Annotated in this window: 3 protein-coding genes; all 3 read left to right on the top strand. The window is 64.4% G+C overall.

What is annotated here, in order from left to right; translation table 11 throughout:
* The coding region (gene aroC, locus EOA60_RS27775; RefSeq protein WP_128312229.1) for a chorismate synthase at positions 1–847 on the top strand (847 nt) is incomplete at its 5' end.
* A 101-nt stretch (positions 848–948) separates the two neighbouring features.
* Positions 949–2,049 carry a 3,4-dihydroxy-2-butanone-4-phosphate synthase gene (ribB, locus tag EOA60_RS27770; RefSeq protein WP_067327840.1) on the top strand — a complete coding sequence of 367 codons (1,101 nt, stop codon included), beginning with the start codon at positions 949–951 and terminating at the stop codon, positions 2,047–2,049.
* A gap of 32 nt (positions 2,050–2,081) precedes the next feature.
* Positions 2,082–2,618: a GNAT family N-acetyltransferase gene (locus EOA60_RS27765; RefSeq protein ID WP_095823813.1), complete on the top strand. Its 537-nt coding sequence runs from the start codon at positions 2,082–2,084 to the stop codon at positions 2,616–2,618.
* Positions 2,619–2,676 lie beyond the last annotated feature (58 nt).

Below are 2,676 nucleotides of genomic sequence, written 5' to 3'. Positions count from 1 at the left end.
GATGCTGATCGAAAATGGGGAGCAGCGCCCCAAGGATTACGGCAAGATCGCCCGCCAGTACCGGCCGGGCCATGCCGATTACACCTATGAGATCAAATACGGGTTGCGCGACCATCGCGGCGGCGGCCGCTCCTCGGCGCGCGAGACAGCAGCCAGAGTGGCGGCCGGCGCGCTGGCACGCAAGGTGGTGCCGGGCATGGTGGTGCGCGGCGCCCTGGTCTCGATGGGTGAAAAGTCGATCGATCGCGCCAATTGGAACTGGAATTTCATCGGCGATGCGGAAAACCCGTTTTTCACCCCCGACCCGGCCTCGGTTCCGGTCTTTGCCGCCTATCTCGACGGCATTCGCAAGGCCGGCTCGTCGGTCGGCGCGGTGATCGAGATCGTCGCCGAAGGTGTGCCGGCGGGCCTCGGCGCGCCGATCTATGCCAAGCTCGACCAGGACATCGCCTCCGGCCTGATGTCGATCAACGCCGTCAAGGGCGTCGAGATCGGCAACGGCTTCGAAGCCGCTCGCATCACCGGCGAACAGAATGCCGACGAGATGCGGATCGGCAATGACGGCAAGCCGGTGTTTTTGTCCAACAATGCCGGCGGCATCCTCGGCGGCATCTCGACCGGCCAGGCGATCGTCGCACGCTTCGCCGTCAAGCCGACCTCCTCGATCCTGACGCCGCGGAAATCGATCGACAAGGACGGCAAGGACGTCGAGGTCATGACCAAGGGCCGCCACGATCCCTGCGTCGGCATCCGCGCCGTGCCGATCGGCGAGGCCATGGTTGCCTGCGCGATTGCGGATCATTATCTGCGCCATAGAGGACAGACGGGAAGGGGAGGAGGGCAGTAAGGCAGCAGGAGAGTATGTTACGTCGCATTCGGCGACGCCAAACTTTTTCCGTTCCCCTACTCCCTTACCGCCCTATTCCCCAAGCGAGCTAGCGAGCGTCCATGCCATACGACCAGAAGAAGATCGTCGAAGCGATCCGCGCTTTCGAGCGCGGCGAGATCGTCGTCGTCATGGACGATGATGGGCGCGAGAACGAGGGCGACCTGATCGTTGCCGCCGTCCACTGCACGCCGGAAAAGATGGCCTTCATCGTCCGCAACACCTCCGGCATCGTCTGCACGCCGATGCTGCGCGAGGACGCAAGGAGGCTAAACCTTGCGCCCATGGTGGCCGACAATGATTCCGCCCACACCACGGCTTTCACCGTCAGCGTCGACTTCAAGCACGGCACCACGACGGGTATTTCGGCGGACGACCGCACGCTCACCGTGCGTAACCTCGCCAATGGCAATGTTGGTGCCTCCGACTTCGTGCGGCCCGGCCACATCTTCCCGCTGATCGCGCGCGAAGGCGGTGTCTTGATGCGCTCGGGCCATACGGAAGCCGCGGTCGACCTGTGCAAACTCGCCGGGCTGCCGCCGATCGGCGTCATCTCCGAACTGGTCAACGACGACGGCACCGTCAAGCGTGGACCTGAGGTGCAGGCTTTCGCCGCGCAGCACGGGCTGAAGCAGGTTTCGGTCGCCGATCTCATCGCCTATCGCCAGCGCAAGGAAACGCTGGTCGAGCGCGTCGCCTGCTCCGACATCGAGACGCCCGGCGGCAAGGCGCAGGTTTTCACCTACACGCTGCCCTGGGATTCCATGCACCATGTCGCGGTCGTCTTCGGCGACATCCGCGACGGCGAGGAGGTGCCGGTGCGGCTGCATTCGGAAGACGTCGTCACCGACGTCTTCGGCACCAGCCACCGCTTGGACCACATCATGAAGGCGATGGGCGAGCGCAAGCGTGGCGTCATCGTCTACCTGCGCGAAGGCTCGGTCGGCGTCGCCCATCAGGAGCGCAAGCGGCCACAAAGCGGCGACCGCGAGGATCACGAAGAGGCGCGCCGGCGCGAGAACGAGTGGCGCGAGATCGGGCTCGGAGCGCAGATCCTCAAGGATCTCGGCATCTCCTCGATCAACCTGATCGCCTCGCGCGAGCGCCACTATGTCGGGCTCGAAGGATTCGGCATTCACATCGCCAAGACGGAAATTCTCTGACGTTTCGGCCGACAGGGCGACGGAGAAAAACGATGGCCGCGCCATTGCCTGTCAGCCAGCAGACCGAACGACTGCTGCTGCGCCGGCCCAAACAGGCGGATCTGGAGTTTCTGGCCGATCTTTTCTCGCGCCCCGAACTGGTGGCGCATCGCCCCGACCCGACGCCGGACACGCCGCAGCAGAGTGCCGCGAGGCTCGCTCGCGACATCGATCATTGGGACAGGCGCGGATTTGGTCGCTGGGCGGTCGAAGCCAATGAGAAACTGATCGGCTTCGGCGGCGTCACCTTATCGAGCGATTTCGATGGGCTGAACCTGTCCTATCATCTTCACCCCGAGACCTGGGGGCATGGCTACGCGACGGAACTGGTCCGGGGGAGCTTGCACGCGGCTTTCGGCCCCTTGCGCGCCGATCGGGTGATCGCACTGGCGCGTCCCGCCAATCCGGCATCGCGGCGCGTGCTGGAGAAATGCGGCTTCGTCTTCGAGCGGGAGATCATGCTCCATGGCGCGCCGACGGGGCTTTACGCAGTCCCGGCGGCGAAGTTCGTTCAAAAGCAGGACATATAGCCAGCCAGAGCCGGATGCATCGGTATCATCCAGCCGGAGCAATCGCCGCTTCGCATTC

The sequence above is a fragment of the Mesorhizobium sp. M1A.F.Ca.IN.020.06.1.1 genome, from assembly GCF_004023265.1.
Taxonomy (GTDB): Bacteria; Pseudomonadota; Alphaproteobacteria; order Rhizobiales; family Rhizobiaceae; genus Mesorhizobium.
Note: the sequence above shows the minus strand (reverse complement) of the source record. Positions and strands in the feature narration are given on the sequence as shown.